This is a genomic window from Janthinobacterium sp. JC611 (assembly GCF_018682595.1).
Lineage (GTDB): Bacteria > Pseudomonadota > Gammaproteobacteria > Burkholderiales > Burkholderiaceae_D > Janthinobacterium.
In genome coordinates this window covers 326,677-350,550 of sequence record NZ_JAFLJN010000020.1, presented here as the reverse complement: position 1 = coordinate 350,550, position 23,874 = coordinate 326,677, and the positions used below count along the sequence as shown (strand labels likewise).

General features: G+C 59.8%; 32 protein-coding genes and 3 tRNA genes. 2 read left to right on the top strand and 33 right to left on the bottom strand.

Annotated features, from left to right (window positions below; genetic code table 11):
- Positions 1 to 20 precede the first annotated feature (20 nt).
- From rplO to creB, 23 genes are all read right to left on the bottom strand, one after another.
- Entirely contained in the window at positions 21 to 452 is a 432-nt protein-coding gene (rplO, locus tag J0O65_RS14245) for a 50S ribosomal protein L15 (RefSeq protein WP_034753211.1), read from the bottom strand.
- A gap of 30 nt (positions 453 to 482) precedes the next feature.
- Positions 483 to 662 (bottom strand): 50S ribosomal protein L30, encoded by a 180-nt coding sequence (gene rpmD / locus J0O65_RS14240; protein ID WP_010394435.1) that lies wholly within the window; start codon positions 660 to 662, stop codon positions 483 to 485.
- Positions 663 to 672: 10 nt separating this feature from the next.
- Positions 673 to 1,191, bottom strand: a complete 519-nt coding sequence (rpsE, locus tag J0O65_RS14235) for a 30S ribosomal protein S5 (RefSeq protein WP_010394433.1) — start codon at positions 1,189 to 1,191, stop codon at positions 673 to 675.
- A 9-nt stretch (positions 1,192 to 1,200) separates the two neighbouring features.
- Positions 1,201 to 1,563, bottom strand: a complete 363-nt coding sequence (rplR, locus tag J0O65_RS14230; RefSeq protein ID WP_010394431.1) for a 50S ribosomal protein L18 — start codon at positions 1,561 to 1,563, stop codon at positions 1,201 to 1,203.
- A 13-nt stretch (positions 1,564 to 1,576) separates the two neighbouring features.
- Positions 1,577 to 2,110 carry a 50S ribosomal protein L6 gene (gene rplF / locus J0O65_RS14225; protein ID WP_071325661.1) on the bottom strand — a complete coding sequence of 178 codons (534 nt, stop codon included), beginning with the start codon at positions 2,108 to 2,110 and terminating at the stop codon, positions 1,577 to 1,579.
- Between the two features lie 10 nt (positions 2,111 to 2,120).
- Positions 2,121 to 2,516, bottom strand: a complete 396-nt coding sequence (rpsH, locus tag J0O65_RS14220) for a 30S ribosomal protein S8 (RefSeq protein WP_071325662.1) — start codon at positions 2,514 to 2,516, stop codon at positions 2,121 to 2,123.
- 14 nt (positions 2,517 to 2,530) lie between these two features.
- Positions 2,531 to 2,836 (bottom strand): 30S ribosomal protein S14, encoded by a 306-nt coding sequence (rpsN, locus tag J0O65_RS14215; protein WP_010394423.1) that lies wholly within the window; start codon positions 2,834 to 2,836, stop codon positions 2,531 to 2,533.
- Positions 2,837 to 2,838: 2 nt separating this feature from the next.
- Positions 2,839 to 3,378 (bottom strand): 50S ribosomal protein L5, encoded by a 540-nt coding sequence (gene rplE / locus J0O65_RS14210; protein WP_010394421.1) that lies wholly within the window; start codon positions 3,376 to 3,378, stop codon positions 2,839 to 2,841.
- A gap of 6 nt (positions 3,379 to 3,384) precedes the next feature.
- Positions 3,385 to 3,699, bottom strand: a complete 315-nt coding sequence (gene rplX / locus J0O65_RS14205; RefSeq protein WP_010394419.1) for a 50S ribosomal protein L24 — start codon at positions 3,697 to 3,699, stop codon at positions 3,385 to 3,387.
- Between the two features lie 9 nt (positions 3,700 to 3,708).
- Positions 3,709 to 4,077: a 50S ribosomal protein L14 gene (rplN, locus tag J0O65_RS14200; protein ID WP_008444317.1), complete on the bottom strand. Its 369-nt coding sequence runs from the start codon at positions 4,075 to 4,077 to the stop codon at positions 3,709 to 3,711.
- Positions 4,078 to 4,330: 253 nt separating this feature from the next.
- Entirely contained in the window at positions 4,331 to 4,603 is a 273-nt protein-coding gene (gene rpsQ / locus J0O65_RS14195; protein WP_010394415.1) for a 30S ribosomal protein S17, read from the bottom strand.
- Positions 4,600 to 4,791, bottom strand: coding sequence for a 50S ribosomal protein L29 (rpmC, locus tag J0O65_RS14190; RefSeq protein WP_010394412.1), 192 nt, complete (start codon positions 4,789 to 4,791; stop codon positions 4,600 to 4,602). Before rpmC ends, rpsQ begins: the two co-directional genes overlap by 4 nt.
- Positions 4,792 to 4,803: 12 nt before the next feature.
- Positions 4,804 to 5,223 (bottom strand): 50S ribosomal protein L16, encoded by a 420-nt coding sequence (gene rplP / locus J0O65_RS14185; protein WP_038497037.1) that lies wholly within the window; start codon positions 5,221 to 5,223, stop codon positions 4,804 to 4,806.
- A gap of 2 nt (positions 5,224 to 5,225) precedes the next feature.
- Complete coding sequence (gene rpsC / locus J0O65_RS14180; protein ID WP_092718261.1) at positions 5,226 to 6,050, bottom strand: 30S ribosomal protein S3; 825 nt, start codon at positions 6,048 to 6,050, stop codon at positions 5,226 to 5,228.
- Between the two features lie 9 nt (positions 6,051 to 6,059).
- A complete protein-coding gene (rplV, locus tag J0O65_RS14175) occupies positions 6,060 to 6,392 on the bottom strand; it encodes a 50S ribosomal protein L22 (protein ID WP_170840583.1) in 333 nt (110 codons plus the stop codon).
- Positions 6,389 to 6,664, bottom strand: a complete 276-nt coding sequence (rpsS, locus tag J0O65_RS14170; protein ID WP_008444295.1) for a 30S ribosomal protein S19 — start codon at positions 6,662 to 6,664, stop codon at positions 6,389 to 6,391. The genes rplV and rpsS overlap by 4 nt, the downstream gene beginning before the upstream one ends.
- Before the next feature lie 10 nt (positions 6,665 to 6,674).
- Complete coding sequence (gene rplB / locus J0O65_RS14165) at positions 6,675 to 7,502, bottom strand: 50S ribosomal protein L2 (protein WP_034753198.1); 828 nt, start codon at positions 7,500 to 7,502, stop codon at positions 6,675 to 6,677.
- Positions 7,502 to 7,819, bottom strand: coding sequence for a 50S ribosomal protein L23 (gene rplW / locus J0O65_RS14160; RefSeq protein ID WP_010394398.1), 318 nt, complete (start codon positions 7,817 to 7,819; stop codon positions 7,502 to 7,504). Before rplW ends, rplB begins: the two co-directional genes overlap by 1 nt.
- Positions 7,816 to 8,436, bottom strand: coding sequence for a 50S ribosomal protein L4 (rplD, locus tag J0O65_RS14155; RefSeq protein WP_034753197.1), 621 nt, complete (start codon positions 8,434 to 8,436; stop codon positions 7,816 to 7,818). Before rplD ends, rplW begins: the two co-directional genes overlap by 4 nt.
- Positions 8,437 to 8,439: 3 nt before the next feature.
- Positions 8,440 to 9,096, bottom strand: a complete 657-nt coding sequence (gene rplC / locus J0O65_RS14150) for a 50S ribosomal protein L3 (RefSeq protein WP_076565200.1) — start codon at positions 9,094 to 9,096, stop codon at positions 8,440 to 8,442.
- A 317-nt stretch (positions 9,097 to 9,413) separates the two neighbouring features.
- Positions 9,414 to 10,805: a cell envelope integrity protein CreD gene (gene creD / locus J0O65_RS14145; RefSeq protein ID WP_215407629.1), complete on the bottom strand. Its 1,392-nt coding sequence runs from the start codon at positions 10,803 to 10,805 to the stop codon at positions 9,414 to 9,416.
- A gap of 100 nt (positions 10,806 to 10,905) precedes the next feature.
- Complete coding sequence (creC, locus tag J0O65_RS14140) at positions 10,906 to 12,327, bottom strand: two-component system sensor histidine kinase CreC (protein ID WP_215407627.1); 1,422 nt, start codon at positions 12,325 to 12,327, stop codon at positions 10,906 to 10,908.
- Positions 12,324 to 13,046, bottom strand: a complete 723-nt coding sequence (creB, locus tag J0O65_RS14135; RefSeq protein WP_215407625.1) for a two-component system response regulator CreB — start codon at positions 13,044 to 13,046, stop codon at positions 12,324 to 12,326. Before creB ends, creC begins: the two co-directional genes overlap by 4 nt.
- A gap of 165 nt (positions 13,047 to 13,211) precedes the next feature.
- Between creB and J0O65_RS14130 the strand changes: the two genes are divergently transcribed.
- Positions 13,212 to 13,760, top strand: a complete 549-nt coding sequence (locus J0O65_RS14130; protein ID WP_215407623.1) for a tetratricopeptide repeat protein — start codon at positions 13,212 to 13,214, stop codon at positions 13,758 to 13,760.
- Between the two features lie 19 nt (positions 13,761 to 13,779).
- Here the strand turns inward: J0O65_RS14130 and J0O65_RS14125 are convergent, their stop codons facing one another.
- From J0O65_RS14125 to J0O65_RS14080, 10 genes are all read right to left on the bottom strand, one after another.
- Positions 13,780 to 14,625 (bottom strand): DUF817 domain-containing protein, encoded by an 846-nt coding sequence (locus J0O65_RS14125; RefSeq protein WP_215407621.1) that lies wholly within the window; start codon positions 14,623 to 14,625, stop codon positions 13,780 to 13,782.
- Between the two features lie 173 nt (positions 14,626 to 14,798).
- A complete protein-coding gene (gene rpsJ, locus J0O65_RS14120; RefSeq protein ID WP_010394389.1) occupies positions 14,799 to 15,116 on the bottom strand; it encodes a 30S ribosomal protein S10 in 318 nt (105 codons plus the stop codon).
- Between the two features lie 179 nt (positions 15,117 to 15,295).
- Complete coding sequence (gene tuf, locus J0O65_RS14115) at positions 15,296 to 16,486, bottom strand: elongation factor Tu (protein ID WP_100428800.1); 1,191 nt, start codon at positions 16,484 to 16,486, stop codon at positions 15,296 to 15,298.
- An 88-nt stretch (positions 16,487 to 16,574) separates the two neighbouring features.
- A tRNA-Thr gene (locus J0O65_RS14110) sits at positions 16,575 to 16,649 on the bottom strand.
- Between the two features lie 43 nt (positions 16,650 to 16,692).
- Positions 16,693 to 16,766: transfer RNA gene (locus J0O65_RS14105), tRNA-Gly, on the bottom strand.
- A gap of 60 nt (positions 16,767 to 16,826) precedes the next feature.
- Positions 16,827 to 16,911: transfer RNA gene (locus J0O65_RS14100), tRNA-Tyr, on the bottom strand.
- 233 nt (positions 16,912 to 17,144) lie between these two features.
- Entirely contained in the window at positions 17,145 to 18,791 is a 1,647-nt protein-coding gene (locus J0O65_RS14095; RefSeq protein ID WP_215407619.1) for a tetratricopeptide repeat-containing response regulator, read from the bottom strand.
- A 133-nt stretch (positions 18,792 to 18,924) separates the two neighbouring features.
- Positions 18,925 to 20,520 (bottom strand): DUF3369 domain-containing protein, encoded by a 1,596-nt coding sequence (locus J0O65_RS14090; protein WP_215407617.1) that lies wholly within the window; start codon positions 20,518 to 20,520, stop codon positions 18,925 to 18,927.
- A 63-nt stretch (positions 20,521 to 20,583) separates the two neighbouring features.
- On the bottom strand, positions 20,584 to 21,669 hold the full coding sequence (locus J0O65_RS14085) for a J domain-containing protein (protein ID WP_215407615.1): 1,086 nt from the start codon (positions 21,667 to 21,669) through the stop codon (positions 20,584 to 20,586).
- A gap of 139 nt (positions 21,670 to 21,808) precedes the next feature.
- Positions 21,809 to 22,960 carry a class I SAM-dependent methyltransferase gene (locus tag J0O65_RS14080; RefSeq protein ID WP_215407613.1) on the bottom strand — a complete coding sequence of 384 codons (1,152 nt, stop codon included), beginning with the start codon at positions 22,958 to 22,960 and terminating at the stop codon, positions 21,809 to 21,811.
- 74 nt (positions 22,961 to 23,034) lie between these two features.
- Between J0O65_RS14080 and J0O65_RS14075 the strand changes: the two genes are divergently transcribed.
- The gene (locus J0O65_RS14075) at positions 23,035 to 23,823 is read left to right on the top strand and encodes an SDR family oxidoreductase (protein ID WP_215407611.1); all 789 of its coding nucleotides are present in this window, start codon (positions 23,035 to 23,037) and stop codon (positions 23,821 to 23,823) included.
- Positions 23,824 to 23,874: the final 51 nt, after the last annotated feature.

Here is a 23,874-nt window from a genome sequence, read left to right as displayed (position 1 = left end):
TCAAGCTGTTAGCGGTCAACTCAGGCTACCGAGCCGCCGGCTGCTTCGATGGCGGCTTTCGCGCCAGCGGACACTTTCAAGCCCTTCAAATTCACCGCTTTGGTGATTTCGCCGGACAAGATCACGCGCACGTCACGGGCCAACACGCCCAGAACGCCAGCTTGCTTCAAGACCAGAATGTCGACATCGCCAACAGCCAGGTTGTTCAGATCGGACAGGCGCACTTCAGCTTTGAAGGTGGCGTGCATCGATTTGAAACCGCGCTTAGGCAGACGGCGTTGCAGAGGCATCTGACCGCCTTCGAAACCGACTTTATGAAAGCCGCCCGAACGCGATTTCTGACCTTTGTGACCACGACCCGAGGTTTTACCCAGGCCGGAGCCGATACCGCGACCGACGCGACGCTTGTAGTGCTTAGCGCCTTCGGCTGGTGCAATAGTATTCAATTCCATGATTTGCTCCGTTCGTGTAAGCCCGAAGGCTTACCCGACAACTTTAACGAGATACGATACTTTATTGATCATGCCGCGTACGGATGGGGTGTCTTGCAATTCGGAAACCGAATTTACACGACGCAGACCCAGACCGCGCACGGTAGCGCGATGCGATTCGCGCGTACCGATCAAGCCCTTGACCAATTGCACTTTGACTGTGTTTGTCATTTTGTCCACCTTAAGCCAGAATGTCTTCGACCGACTTGCCGCGCTTGGCAGCGATATCGGAAGCAGTGCTCATTTTCGACAGGCCGTCCAGCGTAGCGCGTACCAGGTTGTATGGGTTGTTCGAACCGGTGGATTTCGCCACCACGTCCGTCACGCCCATCACTTCGAAGATAGCGCGCATTGCGCCACCAGCGATAACGCCAGTACCAGGCTTAGCTGGGTTCATCAGGACCTTGGAGGCGCCGTGACGACCAACAACCGTGTGATGCAAGGTGCCGTTTTTGAGCGGTACTTTGATCAGGTTGCGACGGGCTTCTTCCATTGCCTTCTGCACGCCAACTGGCACTTCTTTCGATTTGCCCTTGCCCATGCCGACGCGGCCATCGCCATCACCAACTACGGTCAGCGCGGCGAAACCCATGATACGACCACCCTTGACCACTTTGGTCACGCGGTTGATCGCGATCATTTTTTCGCGCATGCCATCATCCGGCTTGTCGCTTTGCATTTTTGCTTGCATTTTTGCCATGATTGATCCTTAGAACTTCAGACCGGCTTCGCGTGCGGCTTCTGCCAACGCTTTCACACGGCCGTGGTAACGGAAACCGGAGCGGTCGAACGCGACTTCGGTAATTCCTGCTTTCAACGCTTTTTCAGCGACGCGCTTGCCGATCAAGGCTGCAGCAGCGGCATTGCCGCCTTTGCCGGATTGGCCTGCCAGTTCAGCGCGAACTTCCGCTTCAGCCGTCGAGGCCGAAACCAGGACTTTAGCGTCCGGGCTGATCAGGTTGGCGTAAATGTGCAGGTTGGTGCGGTGCACCGACAAGCGATTTACTTTCAATTCCGCAATCTTGATGCGGGTTTGGCGTCCGCGGCGAAGCCGTGATTCTTTCTTATCCATCGTCAGCCCCTAATTACTTCTTCTTGGTTTCTTTAAGCTTAACCACTTCGTCCGCATAGCGAACGCCCTTGCCTTTATAAGGCTCAGGAGCGCGGTAAGCACGAACTTCAGCGGCTACCTGGCCAACCTGTTGACGGTCGATACCTTTAATCAGGATCTCGGTCGGGGTTGGTGTTGCGCAGGTAACGCCGGCTGGCATGTCATGCACTACAGGGTGCGAGAAACCCAGGGACAGATTCAGCTTGTCGCCTTGAGCTTGCGCCTTGTAACCCACGCCTACCAGGTTCAGCTTTTTCTCGAAACCCTTGGTGACGCCAACAACCATGTTGTTGACCAGTGCGCGCAGCGTGCCGGACATGGCATTGGCTTCGCGGCTGTCGTTCGCCACGTCGAAACTCAGGGTTCCTGCATTGTTTTCTACTTTGACCAGGCCGGTGAGGGCTTGGGAAAGCACGCCCAGCGGGCCTTTTACGGTGATCGCTTGTGCGGAGATGGCGACTTCGGCGCCAGCTGGCACTACGATAGGCATTTTAGCTACTCGAGACATGTGTAACTCCTTAAGCCACGTAGCAAATAACTTCGCCGCCGACACCGGTAGCGCGTGCTTTGCGGTCAGTCATGACGCCTTGCGGAGTCGACACGATCGCCACACCCAAGCCATTCATCACAACAGGGATCTCGTCTTTACCCTTGTAGACGCGCAGACCCGGACGGGACACGCGCTCCAAGCGCTCAATAACGGGACGGCCAACATAATACTTCAAACCGATCTTCAGTTCCGCCTTGCCACCAGCTTCGGCAACAGCGAAATCTTCAATGTAACCCTCGTCCTTCAGGACGTTGGCAATCGCAATTTTGACTTTCGACGATGGCATGGCCACGGTCGTTTTTTGCACGCCTTGGGCGTTGCGAATGCGGGTCAGCATATCGGCGATAGGATCGCTCATACTCATTGCATATTCTCCTATTACCAGCTTGCTTTTGTCATACCCGGAATTTCACCACGCATGGCGAATTCACGGAGCTTGATACGACCCAGACCGAATTTACGGAATGTGCCGCGCGGACGACCGGTGATGGCGCAACGGTTACGTTGACGCGTCGGGTTCGAGTTACGTGGCAGCGCCTGCAGTTTCAGGCGAGCTTCGTAGCGCTCTTCTTCCGATTTCGATTGGTCATCGACGATGGCCTTGAGAGCTTCGCGCTTAGGGGCGAATTTCGCCACCAGGTCAGCACGTTTGATCTCACGATTAATCAGTGACAGTTTGGCCATGATCAGTTCCTGAATGGGAATTTAAAGGCGGCGAGCAAAGCTTTGGCTTCGTCATCGGTCTTAGCGGTTGTCGTGATGCTGATATTCATACCGCGCAACGCGTCAATCTTGTCGTATTCGATTTCAGGGAAAATGATCTGTTCCTTGACACCGATGTTGTAGTTGCCACGACCATCAAATGCACGGCCGTTCACACCACGGAAATCGCGTACGCGCGGCAGGGCCACGGTAATGAAGCGATCCAGGAACTCGTACATGCGAGCGCCGCGCAGGGTGACCATCGTACCGATCGGGTAACCTTCACGGATTTTGAAGCCTGCGATCGCTTTGCGGGACTTGGTGGTCACTGGCTTCTGGCCGGCGATCTTGGTCAAGTCAGCAACTGCGTGCTCGAGAACTTTCTTATCCGCGATAGCCTCACCAACACCCATGTTCAGGGTGATCTTGGTCAGGCGAGGAACTTCCATTACCGACTTGTAACCAAACTTGCTGGTCAGGTCGGCAACGACTTTTTCTTTATAGAATTCTTGGAGACGTGCCATGATTTCTTAAGCCTTCACTACTTCGCCGGAGGATTTAAAGACGCGGACTTTTTTGCCATCCACTTCTTTGAAACCCACGCGATCTGCCTTGCCAGTCGCTGCATTAAACAATGCAACGTTGGACACGTGAATTGGCATGGTCTTATCGACGATACCACCAGTTACGCCAGTCATCGGGTTTGGCTTAGTCGCTTTTTTAGCGATGTTAATGCCGTCAACCACGATATGTTCAGCATCGATACGCTGCTGTACCACACCACGTTTGCCCTTGTCTTTCCCGGTCAGAACGATGACTTCGTCGTTTTTACGAATCTTATCCATTACGACTCCTTACAGGACTTCCGGTGCCAGGGACACGATTTTCATGAACTTCTCAGTGCGCAGTTCGCGCGTGACAGGTCCAAAAATACGGGTACCGATCGGTTCCAGCTTGGCGTTCAACAGAACGGCGGCATTGCCGTCGAACTTCACCAGGGAACCGTCTTGGCGGCGAACACCTTTAGCGGTGCGCACAACCACGGCGTTATAAATTTCACCTTTTTTGACACGGCCACGTGGCGCAGCAACCTTGACGGTTACCTTGATCACATCGCCAATGCCAGCATAACGGCGCTTGGAGCCGCCCAATACCTTGATGCACATTACTTCTTTGGCACCGGTATTGTCAGCCACTTCGAGCCGGCTTTCAGTTTGAATCATAGTATTCTCTTTCCCAACTTAAGCCGAAGAATCCACACAATGTAGACCCACGGTCAGTCTTGGTCCCGCCAGAGCCGCCCTGCTGGGCTTCACTGTTTGGGTGCATGACCTTCATACATCAACTGACCGCGAATGCTACTGTCTGTGGCCAGACACTTTGCGGCGTTACATGAACGAAGCCCGCAAGTATTACATACAATTTGCGGGCCTGCAAGTACTAATTAAAACCCACCGCCGAAGCGGTGGTTTTTATTTAAACGGTTGGTGCGGCTTGAACCACACGTGTCACCGTCCATGCCTTCGTTTTGGAGATCGGGCGACCTTCCTGGATCTCGACCGTGTCACCGGCCTTGACTTGGTTGGTCTCGTCATGCGCGTGATACTTGTTCGAACGCATGATGATCTTGCCATACAAAGGATGTTTTACGTGGCGCTCGATCAGAACGGTAACGGTCTTGTCCATCTTGTCCGAAACCACTTTACCGATCAGCGTGCGCTTGAGCGACTGTTTCACTGGTTCGTTCATTTGGCTTCCTTCAGATTCATTACCGTCTTCACACGCGCGATATCGCGGCGTACCTTCTTGAGCTGCGAAGTGTTGCTCAGCTGCTGCGTAGCGATTTGCATACGCAGGCCGAACTGTGCCTTCAACAGGTCATTCAGCTCTTTTTGCAGAGCTGGCTGGTCCTTGCCGCGGAGTTCAGATGCTTTCATATACAACTCCAATTATTGGCCGACCTGGCGCACGACAAACGTCGTAGCCAGTGGCAGTTTAGCGGCGGCAAGACGGAATGCTTCCCGTGCCAGCGCTTCATCAACGCCATCCATTTCGTACAGTACTTTGCCTGGCTGAATTTCAGCGACGTAGTACTCAGGATTACCTTTACCGTTACCCATACGGACTTCAGCCGGTTTGTTCGAAATCGGTTTGTCCGGGAAAATACGGATCCAGATACGGCCACCGCGCTTGATGTGACGCGTCATGGCACGACGCGCCGCTTCAATTTGACGCGCAGTGATACGACCGCGCGCAACTGCCTTCAGACCGAATTCGCCAAACGACACGGCGGTGCCGCGGCTGTGCGAAATACCGGTATTACGGCCTTTCTGCTCTTTACGATACTTTCTGCGTGCTGGTTGCAGCATGATTATTCTCCTGCTTTCTCAGCTGGTGCTGCTGCGGCGGCCGGTTTAGCGGCGGTACGCACACGTGCACCTGGTGCTGTGGATGGTTTCGCACCGGCACCGGCTGGACGTGGACGGCCAGCTGGCTTGCCATCGTCACGGCGTGGGCCGCGGCTTTTCTTCTCGTCAGCTGGGGTATCGATGACTGGTGCATCGCCGTTAGGCGCGCGGTCACCCTTGTATACCCACACCTTGACACCGATGATGCCGTAGGTGGTCGACGCTTCGCTGGTACCGTAGTCGATATCGGCGCGCAGGGTATGCAGAGGCACGCGGCCTTCGCGGTACCACTCTTTACGCGCGATTTCGATACCGTTCAGACGGCCGGACGACATGATCTTGATACCGAGAGCACCCAGGCGCATTGCATTTTGCATTGCGCGCTTCATGGCGCGGCGGAACATGATCCGTTTTTCCAGCTGCTGAGAGATCGAATCGGCGATCAGTTGCGAGTCGATTTCTGGCTTGCGGATTTCTTCGATGTTCACGTGAACAGGCACGCCCATGATCTTGGTCAGCGCGGACTTCAGTACTTCGATGTCTTCGCCTTTTTTACCAATGACCACGCCTGGGCGCGAGCTGTAGATCGTGAAGCGCGCGTTCTTGGCTGGGCGCTCGATAACGATGCGGCCAACGGAAGCGTTCTTCAGTTTCTTTTTCAGGTAAGCACGTGCTTTCAAGTCTTCGTTCAGCATGGCAGCGAAATTGCCGTTGCCTGCATACCAGCGCGAAGCCCAGTTACGGGTGACCGCCAGACGGAAACCGGTTGGATGAATTTTCTGACCCATCGTGGCTCCTTAGTTACCGACAGTCACGTAAACGTGACAGGATTGTTTCGAAATACGGTCGCCACGGCCTTTTGCACGCGCGGTGAAGCGCTTCAGGACGGGGCCCTTTTCGACGTAGATCGTTTTCACGAACAATTCGTCGATGTCCGCGCCATCATTGTGCTCGGCATTCGCAATAGCGGATTCCAGAACGCGTTTGATGATCGCAGCACCTTTTTTCGGGCTGAATTGCAAGATGTTGAGTGCAGCGTCAACTTTCTTGCCACGGATCAGGTCAGCAACCAGGCGGCCCTTTTGGTCCGACAGGCGCACACCTTTGAGGATAGCTTTAGTTTCCATTATTTCTTAGCCTTTTTGTCAGCTGCATGGCCCTTGAACGTACGGGTCAGTGCGAATTCGCCGAGCTTGTGACCAACCATGTTTTCGGAAACATAAACCGGCACGTGCAGCTTGCCGTTATGCACCGCGATCGTCAGGCCGATGAAGTCAGGCATGATTGTCGAACGACGCGACCAGGTTTTGATTGGCTTTTTGTCTTTGGCTGCTTGCGCGGCTTCAACTTTTTTCACCAGGTGGGCGTCACAGAACGGCCCTTTTTTCAATGAACGTGTCATGTGCTACCCCTTATTTCTTGCCGCGGCGCGAGACGATCATGGAAGTAGTACGCTTGTTGCTGCGTGTCTTCTTACCCTTAGTCTGTTGGCCCCAAGGCGAAACTGGATGACGACCAGCTGCTGTTTTACCTTCACCACCACCGTGCGGGTGATCGACCGGGTTCATGACCACACCGCGAACGGTAGGACGAACACCGCGCCAGCGCATCGCACCAGCTTTACCGATTTTACGCAGGCTGTGCTCGGCATTGCCGACTTCACCAACCGTTGCACGGCACTCGATGTGCACGCGACGTACTTCACCCGAGCGCAGACGCACTTGAGCGTAGGTACCTTCACGCGCCATCAGCACGACGCCAGCGCCGGCGGTACGTGCCATTTGGGCACCTTTACCTGGCAGCATTTCGACGCAATGCATCACGGTACCGACTGGGATGTTACGGATTGGCAAGCAGTTACCCGATTTGATCGGTGCTTCCGAACCGTTCATCACGCTGTCGCCAACGGCCATGCCTTTGGTTGCGATGATGTAGTGACGTTCGCCGTCGGCGTAGCACAGCAGAGCGATATTCGCGGTGCGGTTTGGATCGTATTCGATACGTTCCACTTTCGCTGGAATACCATCTTTGGTGCGCTTGAAGTCGATCAAGCGGTAGTGTTGCTTGTGACCACCACCGATATGACGGGTGGTGATGTGACCGTTGTTGTTACGACCAGCGGTCTTGGATTTCTTTTCAACCAGGGCAGCGAACGGACGACCTTTGTACAGGTCGGCATTCACCACCTTCACCATGCCGCGACGGCCTGGCGAGGTTGGTTTCATCTTAACGAGTGCCATTATGCAGCCTCCTCGGAGAAGTTGATTTCCTGGCCAGGCTTCAGGCACACGAAAGCACGCTTGGTATGGTTACGACGACCGTTGAACTTGCCGGTGCGCTTTTGCTTACCTTCGCGGTTTGCAGTTTGCACGGACAGAACTTCAACCTTGAACAGCAGTTCGACCGCTGCCTTGATTTCAGGCTTGGTTGCATCCGGCAGTACGCGGAATACAATTTGCTCGTTCTTTTCCGCGACCATGGTGGCCTTTTCGGAAATCACGGGCGCCAACAGCACCTTCATCAAGCGTTCTTCGCTATGTTTCAAAATCGCGCTCATGCCAGCATCTCCTCAATCTTGGCCAGTGCAGCTTTGGTGACCAGGATCTTCTTGTAGAACACCAGGGACATCGGGTCTGCGTGACGTGGCTCAACGACGAGTACGTTAGGCAGGTTGCGCGATGCCAGTTCCAGGTTTTCGTTCAGAACGTCGGTGATGATCAGAACCGAATCAAAGCCCAGGCCGTTCAATTTTTGCGACAGCAGCTTGGTTTTTGGCGCGTCGATCGTCAGATCGTCGATGACGATCAGGCGCTCTTCGCGAGCCAGCTGCGACAGGATCGAGCAGATACCTGCGCGATACATTTTCTTGTTCACTTTGTGGGTGAAGTTTTCGTCAGGCGAGTTCGGGAAAATCCGACCACCGCCGCGCCACAGTGGCGACGACGACATACCAGCACGAGCGCGGCCGGTACCTTTTTGGCGCCATGGCTTTTTCGTCGTGTGGTGAACTTCTTCACGGTCTTTTTGCTTGCGGTTACCACTACGTGCATTCGCTTGATAAGCGATGACGACTTGGTGGATCAGCGCTTCATTGTAGTCACGGCCGAAAATCGTATCGGCTGCAGCAACGTTCGAGGCGGCTTGACCTTGCGCATTCAGAAGCTTGAGTTCCATCGTTTAAGCTCCCTTCTTGGCTTTGGTTTTGATGGCTGGCGAGACAACTACCTGGCCATTTTTCGCGCCTGGAATCGCGCCTTTGACCAGCAACAGCTGACGGTCGGCATCGATACGGGCGATCACGAGGTTCTGGATCGTACGGTTGACGTCACCCAGATGACCGGTCATGCGCTTACCAGGGAAAACGCGACCTGGATCTTGTGCCATACCGATGGAACCTGGAACGTTATGCGAACGCGAGTTACCGTGCGTTTGACGGCCGGAAGCGAAGTGGTAACGTTTGATAACGCCTGCATAGCCTTTACCGATGGTAACGCCTTGCACGTCGATCTTTTGACCGACTTCGAACAGGGAAGCGGCGACAACATCGCCAGCTTTCAGTTCAGCGGCTTTGGCAGCGTCGACACGGAACTCTTTCAACAGAGTACCGGCTTCAACACCAGCTTTAGCGTGATGACCAGCAACAGCTTTGGTCACGCGGGAAGCGCGACGTTGACCGAATGCGACCTGAACAGCGGAGTAACCATCTGTTTCAGGGGTTTTGATTTGCGCAACACGGTTGTTCGATACGTCCAACACGGTGACAGGAATCGAATCCCCTTCATCCGTGAAAATGCGCATCATACCAACCTTGCGACCGAGAAGGCCTAGGCTCATTTTTTCTCCATTCCCACCTGCGATTGGGCGGGGCTTGTTTAACTACAAAGTAACGTAGGACTCAAAAAAGACGAATCCATACCGAAGCCGGCTAGTATATAGCACAAAAACCCTTGACGCAACAAGTTAACACGAGGTATGTCAAAGTGTTGCGCGACGCCCCTGCGGCAGTTGTCGGCGCGCCGAAAAAACGCTGCCGCGAGGCAACTTAACGGGCGCAAAGCACGGCGGCATGCGGTCTGGCGGGCGATGACAGAAACACACGGGGGCGCACGATCACATGCGCGCCCTTCCCATTCATTGCCTCCAGGCAACCCCTACTCCTGCGGCGCTCCCTTGCCAATCTGATACCAGTCCACCTTGCGCGTCGCCACCATGATGGCGGCCAGCACGGCGAACAGCAGGATGCTGCCCATCACCAGCGCATTGTTTTCCGAGCTCAGCAAGCCGTACAAGGCGCCATACAGCAGCGTCAGCGCCACGCCGAAACCGATGCCGCGCCAGGCGTTGTGTAGCACGTGCACCAGATAAAAGCTGGTCAGCACGATACAGGCGGCGCTGGCGATCAGGTAGGCACTCAGGAAGGCGATGTGTTCGGCCAGGCCCACCAGCAGCAGGAAGAAGATCACCAGCGACAGGCCCACCAGCAAATACTGCACCGGGTGGATGGGCAGGCTCTTCAAGATTTCAAAGATGAAGAAGGCGGCAAAGGTCAGCGCCACGAACAGCAAGCCATATTTGGTGGCGCGATCCGATTGTGAATACACGTTCACCGGCTCGATGAAGCCGACGCTGAAGCGGTCGATCTGGCCCAGCGGCGCACTGTCGGGCACCTTGAACTCGCCTTCGATGCTGCTCAGCTGCGTTTGCGCATTGGTGGCCAGCGACGAGATATTCCATTCAGCCTGAAAACCATCGGCATTGATCTGGCGATTCTTCGGCGACGGCAGGAAGCGCCCGCCAAACTGCGGATGGGGCCAGTTCGACTTGATGCTGATCTGGCTGTTTTTCGCCACCGGCACGAAATGCTGGCGTTCGATGCCGTCCAGTCCCAGGGTAAAGCTGAATTTCACCTGTTGCGCTTGCGCCAGCGGCATGGCGCCCAGCGGCGCGTGCAGCCCGCTGCGGAAGGCAAACAGGTTGGCGCCCTGCTCGAACTCGATCTGGCGCCCGCCCCAATCGATCTTCGGGATGTTGCGAATGCCGCGCACGTCCTCGATCGACAGCGCGACGAACGGCTCGCCCAGGGTCACGCGCGAATCTGGCGACTTGCGCGGCAGTTGCGTGCTGGCCGGCACGGTGAAATCGCCCCTGAACGCATGCTGGCCGCTGTACACCAGCACCTGGTGGATGCCGCGGTAGCGGCGGTCCGCCTCGATGGTGCCGTCCTGCAACAATGAGTTCGGGTACACCAGCTGGCGGCGCTGCACCGTGCGGCGCAGCAACTCCGTGCGCACAGGCGTTTTCACTTCCTTGTCATCGCCCTTGGCCACCTCCACGCGCTCTTCGTACTGCTCCGTGTAGGGAATCACCAGGATGGGCCCGATGATGGTTTGTTCGCGCACCGAATCGGCGGCGATACTGTCGACGGCTTCCTGGCGGAATTCCATCCGCTCCTTGATCGTTTCCTGAATCATCAGCAAAGGCAGGCCGATCACCAGCATCAGGCCGAACACGAGCAACGCTTTGACGAATAGAGTTTTTTGCATGGCGCATCCTTGAAGTAAGGATGCCAGTGTAAAAAAACCATGTGCGCTGCATGTGCACTGCGTGTGAAGTCCGCAAATAAATACGGCGCGATGCCCCCAACTACGCCAGCGGCAGGCGCAGGCACGCGCAGGCGCCGCCCTCCGGATGATTGAGCACCTCGACCGTGCCGCCATGCAGGGACGCAACCTCGCGCACAAAGGGCAGGCCCAGGCCCGTGCTCTTGCCGGCGCTCGGGCGCGGCAGGGAATAAAAGCGCTCGAAGACGCGCTCGAGTGCATACGCGGGAATGCCTGCGCCGCGGTCGCGCACGGCAATATCCACGTGCGCACCCTGGCGCCGCGCCGTCAGGTCGATGCAGCTGCCGGGCGGCGCAAAGCCGGCCGCGTTGTCGAGCAGATTGCCCAGCGCCTGACGCAGCAGCAAGGCGTCGCCGGCGACCACCAGGTCCTCGGCATCGAGTTGCAAGCGCACGCCACGCGCCGCCAGGGTGGCGGCCGCGTCCTGCGCCACTTGCCCCAGCAGCGCGCCCAGCGCGATGCGCTCGGGCTTGTCCAGGCGCTGCTGCTTTTCCACGCGCACCAGGGCCAGCAGCTTGTCGATCAGCTGCCGCTGGCGCGCATTCTGTTCCAGGATGCTGGCCAGGAACTGGCGGCGCTCGGCCGGCGGCATGTCTTCCTGCAGCAGCTCGGCCGAGGCCTGGATGGCGGCGATCGGGCTTTTCAGCTCATGCGCCAGGGTATGCATCAGCTGCTCCACATATTCCTTGCCCTCGAGGCGCGTGCGCATCGCCTCCAGCGCCCGCCCCAGGGTGCCGATCTCGTTCTTGCCCAGCGCCGGCAGCGCCACCTTGCGCCCCGCCTCCACCTCGCCGATGTAATGCATCAGCTTGCCCAACGCATGGTGCAACCACCAGGCGAATGCCAGGCCGATCAGCAGCGACAGCAGCAACAGCACGGCGCCGCGCTGCAAGATCTTGCGCTGGCTGCGTTCGACAAACGCCTGCACGCTGGCGTTCGGCTTGGCCACCGTCAGCACGCCGATCACCTCATTGCCGTCGCGGATCGGCGCGGCCACGTGCATCACCGTCGACATCTCGTCGTCGGGCCGGCTGCGCGTGCTGCGGGCGCCATACTTGCCCTGCAAGGTCAGATACACGTCATTCCAGCGCGAATAGTCGCGCCCCACGTCGCGCCCGCTGGAATCGAACAGCACGATGCCGTGCCGGTCCGTGATGGTGATGCGGTAATCGAGCGTACGCTTGCGCACGCCGTTGATATTGACGTCCACGCCATGGCGCGCGTAATCCTGCATGCGTTCGGCCACGGGCGACTGCGCCAGCGTGCCCGCCTTTACGTCGGGCGCCACCAGGCTGGCCAGCAGTTGCGAGGTATCGACCAGGGTGTCTTCCAGGGTCGAGCGCACACCGGGCTTGACCTGCTCCATGAACACATTCAGCAAGAACCACGCGGCCAGGCCGACGATCAGGAAGTAGCCCAACAGGATGCGCAGGCCGATCTTCATGCGCCGGCCAGGCTGTAGCCGAGGCCACGGTGGGTCTGGATGGGGTCGACCTGCGCATCGATGGCACGCAGCTTGGCGCGCAGCGATTTGACGTGCGCGTCGACGGTGCGCTCGAGCGTGTCGGGCGCCCCGCTCCACACGCGCTGCATCAGCTGCGCGCGCGACAGCACGTGGCCCGGATGCTCGAGCAAAGTTTTCAGCAACAGGTATTCATAGCGGGTCAGGTCCAGCGGCTGGCCGTGAAACAGCACTTTCGCCTCCGGCGCGCGCAATTCGAAGCGCGCCGGCGCGCCGGCAGCGGCTATCGTCATGCCAGTCTCGCGGGGCGCTTGCGCGACACCGGCGCGGCGCAGGATGACGCGGATGCGCGCCACCAGTTCGCGCGGCGAAAATGGTTTGGTGACGTAGTCATCGGCGCCGATTTCCAGGCCGACGATACGGTCGATCTCGTCGCTGCGGGCCGTCAGGAAGATCACCGGCACCTCGGAAAACTGGCGCAGCCGGCGGCACACTTCCAGCCCGCTCATGTCGGGCAAGCCCACGTCGAGCACCACCAGAACGGGCACCTGCGCGGCTTCGCCGGGCATGGGGCGCAGCGCGGCCAGCGCCTGCTCGCCCAACATCACGTGGCGCGGCGTAAAGCCGTCCGTGCGCAAGGCATAGGCGATGCTGTCGGCAATCGCCTGTTCATCTTCCACGATCAGGACAGTCTTGGACATGGCGGCGGCACGCATTAGTGGACAAGCCCGGAGTATCCCTGAAGCACGCAAGCGGCGTCAATCGCGCGCGCCGGCGAAAAGCCACCCTCCCCAAAAAACTTATAGTATATTTATTACGGCATGACTCCACCGATACACCGTGTTCGACACCCGTCCGAGGAGACTATGAAGACCCATACCATCAGCCTGCTATGCGCCGTCAGCCTGCTGGCCGCCTGCGCGGCGCCAGCGACGCTCACCACCTCCAATGAACAGCACGACGCCTGCAACGCGGCCGAACTGAAAGGCCAGTTTGGCGAAGCGGAACTGGCTTGCGTACAGGCGCTGCGCAGCGCCGAGCAGGCCGGGGCCAGCGCCGATATTCTCTCGCAGCGCCAGTACAACCTGGGCCGCATCAAGCGCCTGCAGGGCAAGAATGCGGAAGCGGAGCAGCTGTACCGGCAGGCCCTGGCCACGGAAGAAGCGGCGCAGCCGCGCAGCGATGCGCGCGTCGGCCGGCGCATGGTGGAACTGGCGTCGGCGCTGGCGGCGCAAGGCAAGTGGCAGGAAGGCACGGGATACCTGGAGAAAGTGCTGCCGCTGCTGCCGAAGCTGTCGCCCGCCTCGCGCACGTACTCGGCGCAAGTGCTGCGCCAGTATGCCAAACAGCTGCAGGGCGGCCCGCAGGCGGCACTGGGCGCACGCTTCGACGCGGTGGCGGCCAGCCTGCAATAAGAGACTTGCGTCGCCCGGCCTAGGGCTGGGCGACGTGGATGCTGGCCTTGATGTGCTTGAGGTGGGCCACGATGGTAAACGTCATCACCACCAGCAGCGACCATGAACTCCATTTGCTGACATGCACCACCGACCAGGCGCCAAGCTGGTTCGGATAGCGCCACACGCCCCAGAAGGTGCTGATGTTTTCGGCCAGCCAGATGAAGAAGCCGACCAGCACGAAACCGAGCAGCAAGGGCATGCTGCGGTCGCGGTCGAGCGGACGGAACACCACGGTGGTACGCGCGTACAAACCCAGCGCGCAGGCGGCAAGATACCAGCGGTAGTCGCCGATGTAGTGATGGGTGAAGAAGTTGGCGTAGATCAGCAGCGCGATCAGCACCGCCATCCAGTACGGCGGATGGTGGCGAATCCGCATGTCGAGCAGGCGCCAGGTCTGGATGATGTAGCTGCCGACGGCCGCATACATGAAGCCGGAAAACAGGGGCACGCCGAACACCTTGCTGTAGGCGAAGTCGGGATAGCTCCACGACTGGATCGCCCCCGATACCTTGAACACTTCCAGCGCGAAGCCGACCGCATGAAACAGGCAGATGGCCTTCAACTCATCCCACGTTTCCAGCCCGCGCCAGACCATCGCCGCCTGGATCGCCAGCGCCGCCAGCAGCAGCACGTCATAGCGCGGCAGGCCGAACAGGCCGGCGCGCGGCACCAGGAACACGGTGGCGAAAAACAGCCCGACGAACAGGCACGACCTCGCCTCCTTCACGCCGAAATACAGGAACTCGGTCAGGAAGCGCGGCCAGCCGCGCAAGCGCAGACGGGGAGTCGCATTTAACAGGTGGGTATCGAGGGTATTGAGCATGCAGCAACTTTATCGACCGGTCGCGGCACTGTAAAGCGGTTTTGCAAGCGTATGCAGGCCTCGCCAGAGTTGGCCAGGCACCAATAGCAATGGGGCCGGGCGCACTCACGATCGTGAGCAGGCCCGGCCCCATCATCAGGCAGCGGGACACCCCGCCGGCCTGTCAACAACGATTATTGCAGTTTGATTTCGACATCAACACCAGCTGGCAGGTCCAGCTTCATCAGCGCGTCAACGGTCTTGTCCGTTGGGTCAACGATGTCCATCAGGCGTTGGTGCGTACGGATCTCGAACTGATCGCGCGAAGTTTTGTTGACGTGCGGGGAACGCAGCACGTCGAAACGTTGAATACGGGTAGGCAGTGGTACTGGGCCTTTGACGACAGCGCCGGTGCGCTTCGCGGTTTCAACGATTTCCAGAGCGGACTGGTCGATCAGTTTGTAATCGAAAGCCTTCAGGCGGATACGGATTTTTTGGTTTGGTGCCGACATGATATTTCCTTAAAAGAACGAACCGCGCGGTCTGCACGGCAATGAGGTCATACGGGAATTTCTGACGCAACAACCGTCAGGGTCGACATGATAGCACCAAAATGCTTGCCAACCCCGGCAGTTGAATAAAAAGAAGGGCGCCGGGCGACGACGCGTCTTCTTTTATGCAGGCTTAAGAATTAAGCCAGGATTTTTGCAACAACACCAGCGCCGACGGTACGGCCGCCTTCGCGGATAGCGAAGCGCAGACCTTCTTCCATAGCGATCGGGTTGATCAGCTTGACGGTGATCGACACGTTATCGCCTGGCATGACCATTTCTTTGTCTGCTGGCAACTCGATCGAACCAGTCACGTCCGTCGTGCGGAAGTAGAACTGTGGACGATAGTTGTTGAAGAATGGCGTATGACGGCCGCCTTCGTCTTTCGACAGAACATAGATCTCGCCGGTGAAGTGGGCGTGCGGCTTGATCGAGCCCGGCTTTGCCAGAACTTGACCACGTTGCACGTCTTCACGCTTGGTGCCGCGCAGCAGCAGACCAACGTTGTCGCCTGCCTGACCTTGGTCCAGCAGTTTGCGGAACATTTCCACGCCGGTGCAAGTCGTTTTGACGGTATCGGTGATGCCGACGATTTCGATCTCTTCGCCGACCTTGATGATGCCGCGCTCGATACGACCGGTGACCACGGTACCGCGACCCGAGATCGAGAACACGTCTTCCACTGGCATCAGGAAGGCGCCGTCAACAGCGCGCTCTGGCGTTGGGATGTAAGCATCCAGCGCATCGGCCAGACGCAGCACTGCGTCCACGCCCATTTCGCCTTCTTTGCCTTCCAGCGCCATACGTGCCGAACCTTTAATGATAGGCAGGTCGTCGCCTGGGAATTCGTACTTCGACAACAGCTCGCGCACTTCCATTTCCACCAGTTCCAGCAGCTCTGCGTCGTCGACCAGGTCGCACTTGTTCAGGAACACGATGATGTATGGAACGCCAACTTGGCGGGCCAGCAGGATGTGTTCGCGGGTCTGTGGCATTGGGCCGTCAGCTGCGGAGCACACCAGGATCGCGCCGTCCATCTGCGCGGCACCGGTAATCATGTTTTTGATGTAGTCGGCGTGGCCTGGGCAGTCAACGTGCGCGTAGTGACGCGTTTCCGTTTCGTACTCGACGTGGGCGGTGTTGATCGTGATACCACGCGCTTTTTCTTCTGGAGCTGCATCGATCTGGTCGTATGCTTTGGCTTCGCCGCCGAATTTCTTCGACAGAACCGTTGCGATTGCAGCGGTCAGCGTGGTTTTACCGTGGTCGACGTGGCCGATGGTGCCGACGTTGACGTGCGGCTTGGTCCGTTCGAATTTACCTTTTGCCATTTTGAACTCCTAATGATTTGATTAGATTGCTCAGGCACACGCCCGACGGTCTGGTTTGAATTGCTTCTGTGCTGCCTGCTGCGAATTCTGGTGCCCTTGACGTGGATCGAACACGTGGCCTCTCCCTTACCAAGGGAGTGCTCTACCACTGAGCTACAAGGGCTGTAATTTGTTGCATGCGATGCATCAAGCATCTGAACGGAAACTGGAGCGGGTGAAGGGAATCGAACCCTCGTCGTAAGCTTGGAAGGCTTCTGCTCTACCATTGAGCTACACCCGCGAGGTATCGTTCACATTATCTTCACTTACTTGCTACTACCCAGTTTTCCTTGCAAAAACTTGGTGGAGGGGGCTGGATTCGAACCAGCGTACTCATAGAGAACAGATTTACAGTCTGTCGCCTTTAACCACTCGGCCACCCCTCCGCGGGAACCGCAGAGTATGAAGCATCTACTCACAACTGTCAACCTTATTTACTGATGCCTGACTGCTGCATTTGCTTATAAAGAAGAAGTTGGCTGCTTCGGGGCGTGATTATAAGCTCCCGATTTGAGAATGTGCAAGGGTTGGCGCGAAAAAGTCATCTTTTTTCGCATTTTTTTTACCCCCCTCGCTTGCAAGCCGCATTTTCCCGTCATTCGCCGCGTATTCTTCCTCTTTAACGGGCGTCAGGCGGATGCATCCAGGCCTTGCCCAGGGGCTTATATTTACGCAACAACTGCTGATGCAGGCCCGACAGCACGGGCAATTTGGGGTTGCGCGGGTCCAGGCGGCGCACGCCGGCGATAAACGTCAGCGCCTGCTGGCCCATGCGCTCATCCCAGCCTTCGTGCTCCAGGCATTTCAGCACGGCCACGGCCGCATTGAAGACCACTTGCGGATTGTCGGGCAGGCGCGTGACGGCCTCGCCCATCAGATCGACGGCGCCGCGGAAATCGCCTTCGCCCGCCCTGGCCGCGCCGGCGGCCACCATGTCGGCCACTTCCTGGCGGCTTTGCCGCGCCAGCGCCTTGGCCAGCTCTTCGCGCCCGGCCTGCTCGAACACGGCCATGGCGCGCGTCATGGCGGCGCTGTCGGGCGCATTGCGCATGACTTCGCGCATCACCTCGGCGGCGCCATCCTCGCGCCCGTGCGCCAGGCAGTGGCGCGCCAGTTCCGTTTTCAGCATGGTCGAGCCGCCCACGCTGTGGCGGTTGGCGGCCAGGGCCGCGTCCAGCGATTGCTGCAGGCGCTCCGCGTTGCCCGTATGCGCATGCAGCATGGCGCTGCACAGGGCGCTGCACAGTTGCGCGTTCTTTTGCCCGCCCATCGACTTGTCGAGGTCGCGGATCACGGCGCCCACCTGCAGCGGATCGCCCTTGCGCACCAGGGTCTGCACCAGGCGCACATGGTCTTCCGGATCGCGGAACTCCGAATACTTGGCCTTGCTGACGACCAATTTCAGGGATTTTTCCGCCATCTCGATATCGTCGGCCGCCAGGGCCGCCTCACCCAGGCGGCGCAAGCGGCGCACGGCGTGCGGCGACAGCGCCACCGCTTCGCTCAGGGCCGCCTGCGCCAGTGCCGGCTTGCCTTGCGCCAGGTGCGTGCGCGCCAGCCAGTCATACGCGTCAAGAAAACGCTTGTTGTTTTCCAGCAGCCCTTCCAGCGTACCCTGCGCCGCTGCGTACTCGCCCAGCAGAAACTGCGTCTTGGCCTGCCCCAGGCGCGCCCAGCCGATGGACTTGGCTTCGTACAGGGCGGCGTAGATCGGCTCGGCGTCGGCCGCCTCGCCCAGCAGCAAGTGCAGTTCCGCGCGCAGGCGCAGGAAATCGGTGGCGTAGCGGGGATACAGGCTGGCGCCCTCGGCGCAGGCGGCAATCGCCGCGCGCTCATTGCCCACGTCGATCAATTCGTACACGGGCACGAAGGCATTGCGCTTGTCCAGCGCGCGGCCAATGCGCTCGAGCATGTTGTCAGCGGTAAACGGCTTGAGGATGTAATCGGTGGGCAACAGTTCGACGGCGCTGACCACCTTGGCGAAGCTGCCTTCGCCCGTCACCATGAAAAACATGGTCGAGGCGTGCATCAATTTGTGGTGGCGCAGGTCTTCCAGCATCTGCTGGCCATCCTGCCCGCCGTCGAGATCGTATTCGCACAGGATCAAATCGTACGATTTGCTGCCCAGCATGCGGATCGCCTGGCCCGAGCTGGCCGCGTCGTCGATCTTCGCCAGGCCGCACAGGTTGAGCATATTGTGCAGGCTGGCGCGCATGCCCGGATGCGGTTCGATGATCAGTGCGCTAAGGCCCTTGAGTTCTTTCATGTCGTGATGTCCGAAAACTCCGCGGCGCGCCACACTGGTGCGTGGCGCCGGCCAGCATGAGGCAGCCGAGTATATGACGGCGCCGCGCGCAAGGGAATGGGGCCGTGCCGAAAAACGCCAGGGAAGTCGCTGCTCAGGCGCGGGCGCGTTCCGGATGCCACAGTTGCGGCTGATTATCGATCAGGTCCAGCAGCGCCGTCACCACTTCCGGATCGAACTGGCTGCCGCTGCGCTGTTCGATGTATTCGCGCACCTGCGGATACGGCCACGGTTCCTTGTAGGGCCGCTCGTGCAGCAGGGCATCGAAGACGTCGACCACCGCGACGATGCGCGCGGCCACGGGAATGGCGCGCCCCGCCAGGCCGTTCGGATAGCCGGCGCCATCGAAATGCTCGTGGTGGCCGCCGGCGATCTGCGCGCCATACGTCAGGTAGCTGACGCCGTCGACCATGTTGGCGGCCCGCTCGAGGATGGTGCGCCCGACGCTGGCGTGCAGCTGCATCTGCGCCCGCTCCTCGTCCGTATGCCGGCCCGGCTTGAGCAGCACGGCGTCCGGCGTGGCCACCTTGCCCACGTCGTGCAGGATGCTGGCCAGGCCGATCATGTCGAGCAGTTGCGGCGTCAGCTCGTCCGGGTACACGCCGCGCTGCTGCATGCGCCGGGCGATGGCGTCGGACAGCAGCTGCACCCGCCGCACGTGGCCGCCCGTGTCGCTGTCGCGGAATTCGGCCAGGTCGGCCAGCGCCACCACGGTCGCTTCCTGCGCCTTGCGCAGCTGGCCGAACATGTACAGGTTGTCGAAGGCGGCGGCGATGCGCTGGCAAAACACTTCCAGCAGGTCGCGCTGGATCTGCGCCAGCGGCCACGGCGGCGTGACGGAGATGGCCAGCTCGCGGTTGCCTTCCGTATGGATGAACAGCACATTGGCCGGATGCTCGAACTGGCTGCGCTTTTCCGCAAACGCCTTGGCGATGGTGGCGGTGAGCGCATGGTCGGCCGGCATCGCTTCCGCCTCGGCCAGCATGGCATAGGTCCCCGTGGCGGCGACCACCTCGGGCCGCCCGGCGCCGCCCTGCATCAGGCACAGCACGCCGTCGGCGCCCACGTCGAGGATGGCGCTGACCTGGTTGAGCACGCCGGAAGCGAATTCGCGCAAGGAATGGATCTGGTACAGATTGGTGGCGCCGGCGAGAATCTTGCCCAGGCCGATACGGCTGCGCTCGAGCATCATCAGGCTCTCGTAGGCGCGCAGGGCCGAGATGACGGTGGTAAACAGCTTTTGCGTCGTCAGTTCCGTCTTCGCCTTGTAATCGTTGATGTCGTATTCGATGATGACGCGCTGCTCGGGCGCCTGGCCCGGCTGGCCCGTGCGCAGCACGACGCGCACGATGGAGTTGTTCAGGTCGGCGCGGATGCGCTTGGCGAGGATCAGGCCGGCGTCATCCGTTTCCATCACCACGTCGAGCAGCACCAGCGCGATATCGGGCGTGTCGCGCAGGATTTCGTACGCCTCGCGGCCGCTATAGGCGGAAAACAGTTCCAGTTCGCGCCCCTTGAAGCTGACATTGCGCAGCGCCAGCCGCGTGACCGCGTGCACATCGACGTCATCATCGACGATCAGGACACGCCACAGGCGCTGGTCGGGCGCGGCCAGCCCGGCAGGACTGGCCACCGGCTCATCTTCGTCGAGCAGCCAGTTATCATCTGCATCGGCTTTGAGGTCGGTCATGAATACTCCTAAGGGATAAGTTCGATGTGGACGCTGCGTTGACGCATATCAAGCATAATCAGATTAGATGCTGCTTACAACAGGATTCTGCGTACCGCCTTCGCTGGCGGACGGCGCCGACGACGCTGGCGCCGAGGCGCCGCTGCGCGTGGCGCCGCCACAATTGTCCTGGCCCGGCCCGACGGCCTGGTAGCGCACTTCATACTTGCCCGCGCTGAGCTGCTCCACCGTCAGCTTGTCATGGGCCAGGATGTACAGGTAGCGCACATTCGAGCGCCGCTCCTGGTCATACAGCTTGACGAAGACGGGCGCCGCGTTGCTGCTGTTGTCGATGGTCAAGCTCAGTTCATCGCCCTTGTTACCGATCGGGAAGCCATCCACATAGCCGGACTGCGCCGGCCAAGGCTCGCCGTTCGGCGCCACCAGCGCCACGGACTGGCCCACGCCATCGCAGACGGGCTGGCTGGCCTTCAGGCTCAGCTGTGCGACGGCCAGCACGCGGATCTCCGGCGTCTTCGCTTGCGCGGGCTCGGGCGCATACGGCTTGCCCACGGCCCAGCTATCGACCGCCACCGCCTCGCCCTTGGATGGCAAGGCGCCCGCTCCTGGCGCCGCCGGTTCCGGGTGCGCTTTGGCGCCATCGCGGGCCAGGCCGCTCCAGGCGGAGGCCAGCGCGGCAGGCACGGGTTGGGACGTATCGAGCATCAGCAAGGCGCCCAGCCAGCCCAGCAGCAGGCAGACAAGCAAGCTCAGCCACCAGCGCCAGTTGCGCCAGACGGGCTGCAGGCCGCGCCGCGTCTTGCCCTTCGGCGGCGGCACATCCTGCGCCCAGCCGTGTTCATGCGGCTGGGCATGACCTTTCGCGCGGCCATCGCGGCTCTTGCCTTCTTCGTGGTGGGTGCTTTCCAGCCATTCGATTTCCCACTCCTCGGCGGCGATCCACTCGTCGTGTTCCTTGCGGCGTTGTGGATCGGACAAGGTGCCATAGGCGCTGTTGAGAATCGCCATGATGCGGGCGGCCTTTTCGTCGCCGGGATTCTTGTCCGGGTGGTATTTCTGGCTGAGGGCTTTGTACGCGGCACGTATGACTTCCTGCGGCGCCAGGCGCGCCACCTTCAGGTTGTCATAGTGTGTATGTATCTTTCCCATCGTTCTATCTTGAAATCGGTGCGCGGCGACGGGTTCTTGCAGAATGGAACCGTGCTGTGTCGGTCATCATATACGATATGACAAGATAATAACCACCGGCGGACAGGAAATTGCAGGGCGACACGGCCCTGCCTTGATATTACAAGCGGTGGCTGCGGTCGCTGGACAACAACGCTTCCGGCAACGCCACCTGGTGACCCACCACCAGCACCTTGAACAATTCCCCCATCTCGGCGGGCGATACCAGCTTGTGCACGGCGCTCGCTTGCGGCAGGTAGGTCTTGACGTGTTCCGGATCGGTACGCAGCAGCAGGTCGCCAAGGCCGGAGCCCAGCAGGAAGGATGCCTGGTTCATGTAGGCGAGCACATCGAGACCCGCATCCTGCGCCGCCACCGCCATGGCCGTGAAATCGACGTGGGCCGTGATGTCCTGCAAGCCGGGCAGATAAAACGGTTCCGCGTGGGCATGATGGCGGTAATGGCACATCAGGGTGCCCGTGGCGCGCAAGTCCAGGTAATACTCATGCGCGGGGAAGCCATAATCGAACAGCACGGCCGCGCCGCCCTTGCCATTGGTCAGCATGCGCGCCAGCGAGCGCATGAAGCCGCAGGCGACGCCATGAATTTCCGTGACATAGCCGACCGGCAAGGCATCGGCGTCCGGCACCTGGGCGGCGATCTGCGCGGCCACGTCGGCGCCGGCCGGGCGTTCGACAAACACGAACTGGCCGTCGGCGATGCTGACATCGAGTTCGCACCAGCCGGCGGGCGTCTTGCTGATCAGGTTGACGGGCATGGCGTCGAGCACTTCATTGCCGAACACGGCGCCCTCGAAACTGTCGGGAAAGCCGTCGAGCCACACCACTTGCGGGAAAGCGGCCAGGGCCCGTTCCTGGCGCGCGCGCAATTCGCCGGACAATTCCACGATCGCATACTGTTCCACGGGGATGCCGGCCTGCGCCGCTTCCGTCAGGATATCGAAGGCCAGCTTGCCCGTGCCGGCGCCGAATTCGAGGATGCGCGGGGCCGTTTGCGCCATAATAGCGGCTGCCACATGGGCCAGCGTGGCGCCGAACAGGGGAGATATCTCCGGTGCGGTTGTAAAATCGCCATCTTTGCCCAGCTTGGCGGCGCCGCCGCTGTAATAGCCGAGGTCAGGCGCATACAGCGCCAGCTCCATGAAACGGACAAAGGGAATGGCGCCGTCATTGCGCGCGATTTCGGCGGCAATCTGGTGCTGCAAGGCATGGGACGCGGCCAGCGCGTCGCTATCGGGTGCGGGAAGAGACATACCCGCATTGTAGCGAATCGGCGGCGCATGCCGCCAGTGTGGCGTCCACCGAATATCTCAACCATAGCAAAGACATGACAGAAGCAACGACAACGCCATTCGACAGCACTCCCCGCGTCGCCCTCGTCACGGGCGCGGCGCGCCGCATCGGCCGCGCCATCGCGCTGGGCCTGGCGCGCGACGGCTGGGATATCGCCGTCCATTACCGCGACTCGCGCGATGAAGCGCTCAGCCTGGTGGAAGAAATCACGGCGCTGGGCCGCCGCGCGCAAGCATTCCCCTGCGACCTGGCGCAGGAAGACGCCGTGCGCCAATTGCTGCCGCAGGCGCAGGCGGCGCTGGGCCCCGTCACTTGCGTGGTCAACAACGCCTCGTTGTTTGCATACGACAATGCGGGCGATTTCTCGATGGGCGCGCTCGATGCCCACATGCACGCCAACCTGGCCGCCCCCATCCTGCTGGCGCAAGCGCTGTACCAGGCCACCCCGGCAGGCGGGCAAGCCGTGGTCATCAACTTGCTGGACCAAAAACTGTACAATCTCAATCCTGATTTTTTGTCGTACACCCTGTCCAAGGCGGCGCTGCTGTCGGCGACCACCATGCTGGCCCAGGCGCTGGCGCCGAAAGTGCGCGTGGTGGGCATCGCCCCCGGCATCACCCTGGTCTCCGGCGAGCAGACGGAAGCGAACTTTGCCAAGGCGCATGAAAACACGCCGCTGGGCCGTTCCAGCACGCCCGAGGATGTGGCCGGCTGCGTCTGTTACGTGGCCGGCGCGCGCGCGCTCACGGGCACGACCCTGCTGGTCGATGGCGGCCAGCATTTGATCGGCTTGCCGCGCGACGTCATGTTTTTGACCAAATAATCAACAGCCCTACCAAACAACCAGCATTCCAGCATCCCCTAAAAGGTAAAA

Coding starts and splice junctions, on each gene's coding strand:
- rplO (WP_034753211.1), bottom strand. CDS start 452: ATGGAATTGAATACTATTGCACCAGCCGAAGGCGCTAAGCACTACAAG.
- rpmD (WP_010394435.1), bottom strand. CDS start 662: ATGACAAACACAGTCAAAGTGCAATTGGTCAAGGGCTTGATCGGTACG.
- rpsE (WP_010394433.1), bottom strand. CDS start 1,191: ATGGCAAAAATGCAAGCAAAAATGCAAAGCGACAAGCCGGATGATGGC.
- rplR (WP_010394431.1), bottom strand. CDS start 1,563: ATGGATAAGAAAGAATCACGGCTTCGCCGCGGACGCCAAACCCGCATC.
- rplF (WP_071325661.1), bottom strand. CDS start 2,110: ATGTCTCGAGTAGCTAAAATGCCTATCGTAGTGCCAGCTGGCGCCGAA.
- rpsH (WP_071325662.1), bottom strand. CDS start 2,516: ATGAGTATGAGCGATCCTATCGCCGATATGCTGACCCGCATTCGCAAC.
- rpsN (WP_010394423.1), bottom strand. CDS start 2,836: ATGGCCAAACTGTCACTGATTAATCGTGAGATCAAACGTGCTGACCTG.
- rplE (WP_010394421.1), bottom strand. CDS start 3,378: ATGGCACGTCTCCAAGAATTCTATAAAGAAAAAGTCGTTGCCGACCTG.
- rplX (WP_010394419.1), bottom strand. CDS start 3,699: ATGGATAAGATTCGTAAAAACGACGAAGTCATCGTTCTGACCGGGAAA.
- rplN (WP_008444317.1), bottom strand. CDS start 4,077: ATGATTCAAACTGAAAGCCGGCTCGAAGTGGCTGACAATACCGGTGCC.
- rpsQ (WP_010394415.1), bottom strand. CDS start 4,603: ATGAACGAACCAGTGAAACAGTCGCTCAAGCGCACGCTGATCGGTAAA.
- rpmC (WP_010394412.1), bottom strand. CDS start 4,791: ATGAAAGCATCTGAACTCCGCGGCAAGGACCAGCCAGCTCTGCAAAAA.
- rplP (WP_038497037.1), bottom strand. CDS start 5,223: ATGCTGCAACCAGCACGCAGAAAGTATCGTAAAGAGCAGAAAGGCCGT.
- rpsC (WP_092718261.1), bottom strand. CDS start 6,050: ATGGGTCAGAAAATTCATCCAACCGGTTTCCGTCTGGCGGTCACCCGT.
- rpsS (WP_008444295.1), bottom strand. CDS start 6,664: ATGACACGTTCATTGAAAAAAGGGCCGTTCTGTGACGCCCACCTGGTG.
- rplB (WP_034753198.1), bottom strand. CDS start 7,502: ATGGCACTCGTTAAGATGAAACCAACCTCGCCAGGCCGTCGCGGCATG.
- rplW (WP_010394398.1), bottom strand. CDS start 7,819: ATGAGCGCGATTTTGAAACATAGCGAAGAACGCTTGATGAAGGTGCTG.
- rplD (WP_034753197.1), bottom strand. CDS start 8,436: ATGGAACTCAAGCTTCTGAATGCGCAAGGTCAAGCCGCCTCGAACGTT.
- rplC (WP_076565200.1), bottom strand. CDS start 9,096: ATGAGCCTAGGCCTTCTCGGTCGCAAGGTTGGTATGATGCGCATTTTC.
- creD (WP_215407629.1), bottom strand. CDS start 10,805: ATGCAAAAAACTCTATTCGTCAAAGCGTTGCTCGTGTTCGGCCTGATG.
- creC (WP_215407627.1), bottom strand. CDS start 12,327: ATGAAGATCGGCCTGCGCATCCTGTTGGGCTACTTCCTGATCGTCGGC.
- creB (WP_215407625.1), bottom strand. CDS start 13,046: ATGTCCAAGACTGTCCTGATCGTGGAAGATGAACAGGCGATTGCCGAC.
- J0O65_RS14130 (WP_215407623.1), top strand. CDS start 13,212: ATGAAGACCCATACCATCAGCCTGCTATGCGCCGTCAGCCTGCTGGCC.
- J0O65_RS14125 (WP_215407621.1), bottom strand. CDS start 14,625: ATGCTCAATACCCTCGATACCCACCTGTTAAATGCGACTCCCCGTCTG.
- rpsJ (WP_010394389.1), bottom strand. CDS start 15,116: ATGTCGGCACCAAACCAAAAAATCCGTATCCGCCTGAAGGCTTTCGAT.
- tuf (WP_100428800.1), bottom strand. CDS start 16,486: ATGGCAAAAGGTAAATTCGAACGGACCAAGCCGCACGTCAACGTCGGC.
- J0O65_RS14095 (WP_215407619.1), bottom strand. CDS start 18,791: ATGAAAGAACTCAAGGGCCTTAGCGCACTGATCATCGAACCGCATCCG.
- J0O65_RS14090 (WP_215407617.1), bottom strand. CDS start 20,520: ATGACCGACCTCAAAGCCGATGCAGATGATAACTGGCTGCTCGACGAA.
- J0O65_RS14085 (WP_215407615.1), bottom strand. CDS start 21,669: ATGGGAAAGATACATACACACTATGACAACCTGAAGGTGGCGCGCCTG.
- J0O65_RS14080 (WP_215407613.1), bottom strand. CDS start 22,960: ATGTCTCTTCCCGCACCCGATAGCGACGCGCTGGCCGCGTCCCATGCC.
- J0O65_RS14075 (WP_215407611.1), top strand. CDS start 23,035: ATGACAGAAGCAACGACAACGCCATTCGACAGCACTCCCCGCGTCGCC.